Annotated in this window: 6 protein-coding genes; 3 read left to right on the top strand and 3 right to left on the bottom strand. The window is 70.8% G+C overall.

From position 1 onward, the window contains the following. The first annotated feature begins 105 nt into the window (after positions 1 to 105). Positions 106 to 522 (top strand): cytochrome P450, encoded by a 417-nt coding sequence (locus ACFY0F_RS30955; protein ID WP_388801526.1) that lies wholly within the window; start codon positions 106 to 108, stop codon positions 520 to 522. Positions 523 to 575: 53 nt separating this feature from the next. Then, entirely contained in the window at positions 576 to 1487 is a 912-nt protein-coding gene (locus ACFY0F_RS30960) for an LLM class flavin-dependent oxidoreductase (protein ID WP_388801529.1), read from the top strand. Here ACFY0F_RS30960 and ACFY0F_RS30965 read toward each other — a convergent pair whose 3' ends face one another. Both ACFY0F_RS30965 and ACFY0F_RS30970 read right to left on the bottom strand, forming a co-directional pair. Then, the gene (locus ACFY0F_RS30965; RefSeq protein WP_388801533.1) at positions 1488 to 1694 is read right to left on the bottom strand and encodes a hypothetical protein; all 207 of its coding nucleotides are present in this window, start codon (positions 1692 to 1694) and stop codon (positions 1488 to 1490) included. It lies immediately after the preceding gene. A gap of 46 nt (positions 1695 to 1740) precedes the next feature. Next, positions 1741 to 2652 (bottom strand): hypothetical protein, encoded by a 912-nt coding sequence (locus ACFY0F_RS30970; RefSeq protein ID WP_388801536.1) that lies wholly within the window; start codon positions 2650 to 2652, stop codon positions 1741 to 1743. A 320-nt stretch (positions 2653 to 2972) separates the two neighbouring features. Between ACFY0F_RS30970 and ACFY0F_RS30975 the strand changes: the two genes are divergently transcribed. Continuing rightward, a complete protein-coding gene (locus ACFY0F_RS30975; protein ID WP_388801539.1) occupies positions 2973 to 3851 on the top strand; it encodes a helix-turn-helix transcriptional regulator in 879 nt (292 codons plus the stop codon). Between the two features lie 137 nt (positions 3852 to 3988). Here ACFY0F_RS30975 and ACFY0F_RS30980 read toward each other — a convergent pair whose 3' ends face one another. Beyond that, positions 3989 to 4798: an SDR family oxidoreductase gene (locus ACFY0F_RS30980; RefSeq protein ID WP_388801542.1), complete on the bottom strand. Its 810-nt coding sequence runs from the start codon at positions 4796 to 4798 to the stop codon at positions 3989 to 3991. Positions 4799 to 5508: the final 710 nt, after the last annotated feature.

Raw genomic sequence — 5508 nt, forward strand, 5'->3', positions numbered from 1 at the left:
CGGGAACACCGGAGTGCAGAAGCGGCACATCGTCCAGCCGATCGATGCCACACTCCGGCACCCCGGGGTGACATCGTCTTCACCCTGCTGTCCGACGAGGAGTTGATGCGGCAGGCACAGGCCGACTTCTCCGCGACGTTCGAAGAGCTGCTCCGGTACATACCGTTCCGGCGTGGCGTCGGTACACCACGTGTGGCTCTCGAGGACGTCACGGTCGGCGACAAGATGATCAAGTCCGGGGACGTCGTGCACGTTTCCTACATGGCGGCGAACCGGGACCCCGAGAAGTTCCCGGATCCCGATGACATACAGCCGGACCGCCCCAAGGTCCCTCACATGGCGTTCGGATGGGGAACGCATCGCTGCCCCGCCGAGCCGCTGGCACGCCTGGAGATCGAGACCGCCCTGAAGGCTCTCCTCGCGAGGTTTCCCGGCCTGAAACTGGCTGTGCCCCCGCATGAGATCGAGTGGCAGAGGGAGAACGTCAACAGGCTGCCGTTGCGTCTTCCCGTCGCCTGGTAGGCCCGCACGCCGGCGTGCCGGAATGCTCGCAGGAAAGGAAAGGTTCCGCACTCGTGCAGCTAGGGTTGGGCCTGCCCCATTACAGCCGCGACGCCACACCGGCCAGGCTCGTCGCCTTCGCCCAGCGCGCCGAAACACTGGGATACGGCTCGCTGTGGGCACTCGAGCGCCTGCTCCGCCCCCTCGAGCCACACAGTCTCCCGCGGAAAGGCACGTACCCGACGTCGCCTGACGCCCACATTTTCGACCCGATCGAGACGCTGACCTACATCGCGGCCCACACGCGCGCCATTCGTCTCGGCACCAGCGCGGTCGACGTCCTGTTCCACATTCCCGTGGTCCTCGCCCGGCGGCTGTCGACGCTGGACCATTTCAGTGGCGGACGGCTCCTCGCCGGCCTGGGACAGGGGTGGTCCGCCGACGACTTCGAAGCCGCATGCGTCCCGGTGCGGAGTCGTGGCGACGATCTCGCCGGGTTCATCGAAGCACTACAGGCCGACTGGGGCCCCGATCCGGTGAGTTCTCAAGGACACTGTCACCGCACACCCGCGGTGGAGGTCGGCCCGAAGCCGCTGCAACGGGGCGGGATACCGATCCTCGTCTCAGTCGTGCCCCGGTCGGACGCCCTCGTCGAGCGGGCCGGCCGCATGGGGCTCGGTCTGCATCCCGTGATCCATGACTGGAAGACCCTGGAACACCAGCTCGTACTCTTCCGGGAAGCGGCTCCCGTCGGTGGCCGGCCCGGCCCCGTCGTCGTCCGGGTGACCGCCCCCGTCACCGAAGCCCCCCTCGCCGACGCCGGGCGCGGGCCGTTGTCCGGATCCGTGGGCCAGGTAGCAGCAGACCTGCACCGCGCCGCCGAACTCGGCGTCGACCACGTCGTGTGGGACCTCACCGCTGCCCGCGTCCCCTACGAAGTCCAGCTCCGCCTCCTGGAGCCGCTGATCGCCGCCAGGCCCGAGTGATCACTCGCCGTCGGGCCCGGCCTGCTCGGACGAGAGTCCGCGACGCCCCAGGGCGGAGGACGCGACGGGACCCCGCTTCCTGTCCGTCCCTTCCGCCGGCCCCCCTGCCGTCCAGGCCTCCCAGAGCAGGGTCCTGATCGCCTCCTCCGACTCCTCGGGGTCATCGAGTTCGGTCTCCTCGCCCGGGACTGCCGCTCGTTCGTCCATGTCCGTCTCTCCGTCGGTCTGTTCCTCTCCGGGCATGAGCCGCGGTTCAGGGAGCGGGGTGCCTGCCGGTCCGTGACGTGACGATCAGTCCGGGGGGCCGCGCCCGCGGACCGGCGGCCACGGAGGCGACCGGCAGGAACCGGTGCGCCGTACGCGAGCCGGCCGTCATCCGCTCCAGGTCGGCCAGCGTGCTCTCGTCCAGCCACGTGGCTCCGTCCTCGCCGGTGTCACCGGGCCGGTCCCCGGCCGGCTCCGGCGGGAACAGTTCGCGCAGCAGCACGAGGGGCTGCCGCCCGTCGATCACCCGCAGCACCTTGAACCGCGTGCCGGGCAGGAAGATCAGCTGCTCCGGGGCGTGCGGGGCGACCGCCGCGGTACGTCGTGCGGTCAGCGACCACACGACGAAGCCGGGTCCGCCCGCACGCAGCGCGGCCGCCGATGCCGAGGCCGCCCAGAAGCCCTGCTCCGTGACGTACCGGTTCTCGCGGTACCACTCCGTCACCGGTCCGGCCGTGCTGGTGCGTACGATCGCCGGACCGCGGTAGGAGGCCAGCCGGCGCAGCCCCGAGGCGAGGCACCGGGCGAGGGACAGGTGCCCGCCGGCCGTTCCCCCGGACAACGCCTCGTCGAGTCTCTCCCACTCCTCGGCCAGATACAGGTGGACGGCCGCCAGGTCGGCGAGGACGTTGACACGGTCGTGACGGATGCCGCCCGCAGGACCCGGGGGCTGGGTCGGCGCCCGTGCCGCGTCGGCCATCGCCTCGCGGTACCGGTCTCCGTACGTGCGCCACAACCGGAGGCGGTCCAAGGCGATGCCCCGTCCACCCGTCGGGACGATCCGCGCGGCGGCGTCCGGTACGGGCTGCACCCGGTATCCGGCACCGCCAGGCGTCCAAAGCGGTGCGGCCACCGAGCACACGTCCCGTTCGCGGCCAGGGGGCGAGTCAAGGATGCTCATCGCGTTCTCCCGGGAGTTCTCGGGTAACCGGTGCGCACCCCGGAAGGCCACCGTCCCCGCAGGGGCACCCGCTGGAAGGACCGTGCCGGATGGCACCGCCGATGACTCTAGGAGCGGCCTCGCGCTTCGTGGCGGGCCGCTGAGCGAAAGCGGCACGGAAGGACCGCGGGTCTTCCCGTCTGTACCGACACCTCCGGCTGCCGAGCGGACCGGGTGGGCGGAGCGGGCACGACCAGCGTGAGTGCCTGCTCGGACAACGCCGGTCGTCGGGGTACCGGCAGTACCTCCCTCCGTGTGCACGACCGGCTTACAGTGCGGAGATGGCTATGAAGGAGCTACGCGCCGAGATCCGGGAGTTTCTGAGCTCGCGTCGCGCCCGCATCGCACCCGAGCAGTCAGGCCTGACCGCCTACGGCGGCAACCGTCGGGTCAAGGGTCTGCGCCGCGAAGAAGTAGCGCTACTGGCAGGGGTGTCGGTCGACTACTACGTGCGCATGGAACGCGGCAGCCTCGCTGGTACTTCCGACGGCGTGCTCGAGGCGTTGGCCTCCGCCCTGCAACTCGACGAGGCGGAGCGCGAGCACCTGTTCCACCTCGCGCGCCGATCCGGCGCGCCCAGCGGCACACGCCGGCGGAGTCCTGCCGTGACGGTGCGCTCGACGCTGCGGCAGGTGCTCGACGCGATCTCCGATGCGCCGGCCCTGATCGGTAACGGCCGTTGTGACGTGCTCGCCATGAACCGACTCGCTCGCGCGCTGTATTCACCGATGCCGGTCGACTCGCGGCGGCCCGCGAACACGGCGCGGTTCGTCTATCTGAACCCCGAGGCGGCCCAGGCGTTCTTTGTCGACTACGACCGAATCGCCGGCACCATGGCCGCGAAGCTCCGCATGGAAGCCGGCCGCAATCCACGCGACGGGGAGCTGACCGCCCTGGTCGGCGAACTGTCGACGTGCAGTGAGCTGTTCCGGCAGCGGTGGGCATCCCAGGACGTGCGGCTGCACCGGTCCGGCCGCAAGCGTCTGCGCCATCCGATCGTGGGCCAGCTCGACTTGGACGTCGAGCCCCTCGAACTGGCCGCCGAACCCGGCCTGTACCTGAACGTCTACACCGCCGCCGCGGGCACACCGACCGCTGACGGTCTGGCGCTACTGGCGTCGTGGGCGGCCACCCGACAGACGATGGCCGCCGAGATCTAGGCACTGACGGATGGGGGGTTCGTGACGACGTCGTCGCGGTCCGTCGGCCGCCGGCAAAGGCTCGCGCCGACGCCAGACCCCGCGACGCCGGGGTGATCCAAACGACAGGGCCTGGGTGTGCTGTGCGGACAGCACACCTAGGGGGTGCCCGTTGCGGTCGTCGCGATACCGCCGTCCACCGGGATGATGGTGCCCGTCAGGTAGGACCCGGCCCGGCCGGCGAGAAACACGGCGATACCCGCCATGTCGTCGTCGCGGCCGAGCCGGCGCAGAGGGGCCGCCGCCGCGATCGTGTCGCCGACGGCATCGAGCGTGGGCCCCGTCATCTGCGACGGGAACACTCCCGGTGCTACCGCGTTCACCGTGACGTGCTGCGGGCCCAGCTCCCGGGCAAGCACTCTGGTGAGTTGATGGAGTGCCGCCTTGCTGCTGGCGTACGAGTAGTTGGGTGCCTGGGCGACGTGAATGCCCCCGGCGATACTGCCGATGTTGATGATCCGCGCGGGATCGTCGGCGGTGCCGGCCCTGCGAAGTGCGGGCAGCAGCGCCTGCACCAGCCAGAACGGCGACTTGAGGTTGAGGTCGATCACTGCGTCCCAGGCCTCGTCCGGGAACGTCTCCAGCGGCTCGCGCCACATCGCTCCCGCGTTGTTGACGAGGATGTCCAGGCGTTCCGAGTCGCCCTTGACGAGATCGGCGAGGCGCTGGCACTCGTCGTGCCTGGACAGGTCGGCGGGGATTGCCCGAACGTCGCCGAATTCGGACAGCAGACGCTGTGCCTCCGCGCACGTGTCCGCACTGCGTGAGCTGATGACGACGTGGGCGCCCGCCTGAAGAAGGCCGCGGGCCATCATCAACCCGATACCTCTGGTGCCGCCGGTGACAAGTGCGTACTTCCCCCTCAGCTCGAAAAGGTCTGCGTGAGTGGTGGAATGGTTGTCCGCCATGGGTCTTCGTCTCTTCTGTGGTGGAAGCATGTGCTGCCACGGTCGCGCGCCCGGGTGCAGCTGAATCGGACTGACGGGGGGCGCCTGGGGCGGCTTCCCGGGCGGCCGCCTTGCGCGTCTCCGCCTCGAACAGGTTGGCAGGCGACCGGGCCGTCCGGGGAGACCCTGGTGATCCGGGTACTGCGAGAGCCCCCCTTGCCCGGTGCGCCGGCCGTGCGAGAACATCCAGCCCCGACCGGCGACCGGGCCGTCCGGGCGGCCCCCCCCTGCCGCAACGCCGCCGTGCGTCACCGGCCGTCGCCCGCGGCGGCCTGCCCGGCGGGCGGCGCCACCAGCGTGGTGAGCGTCAGTGGCGCTGCCAGGGGGGCGTGGCCGTCGTCCCTCGAAGGCTTCCGCGAAACCGGCGTTGACGGTCGAGTACAGGATGCTGTGGACCCTGTCGACGCGCCGCTCGGCGACGGACCGGTCATGCCTGACGCCGGGCCGGCAGGTCTCGGCGCCGATGAGGGTCAGCGCCATCGGGCCGCCCACGGCCTCGCGGTTCCCGCGGTTCCCGCGGTGGTGCTCGGCGGCGAGCAGGGCCAGTTTCCCTGCGTACCCGTACAGGTCGCGGAGGCTCTGCGCGCTCGGCCTGGTCCCCCCGGGGCCGAAGGTGAGCGCCAGCGGATCGAGCCTGTACGCCTCCTCCGGCGCGCCGTCGTCCGCCACGA

This window comes from Streptomyces sp. NPDC001544 (genome assembly GCF_042894285.1).
Lineage (GTDB): Bacteria > Actinomycetota > Actinomycetes > Streptomycetales > Streptomycetaceae > Streptomyces.

What these genes read in the sequence shown, in the direction of transcription:
- ACFY0F_RS30980 (WP_388801542.1), bottom strand. Translation starts at nt 4,798, where the DNA reads ATGGCGGACAACCATTCCACCACTCACGCAGACCTTTTCGAGCTGAGG.
- ACFY0F_RS30955 (WP_388801526.1), top strand. Translation starts at nt 106, where the DNA reads ATGCGGCAGGCACAGGCCGACTTCTCCGCGACGTTCGAAGAGCTGCTC.
- ACFY0F_RS30965 (WP_388801533.1), bottom strand. Translation starts at nt 1,694, where the DNA reads ATGGACGAACGAGCGGCAGTCCCGGGCGAGGAGACCGAACTCGATGAC.
- ACFY0F_RS30970 (WP_388801536.1), bottom strand. Translation starts at nt 2,652, where the DNA reads ATGAGCATCCTTGACTCGCCCCCTGGCCGCGAACGGGACGTGTGCTCG.
- ACFY0F_RS30975 (WP_388801539.1), top strand. Translation starts at nt 2,973, where the DNA reads ATGGCTATGAAGGAGCTACGCGCCGAGATCCGGGAGTTTCTGAGCTCG.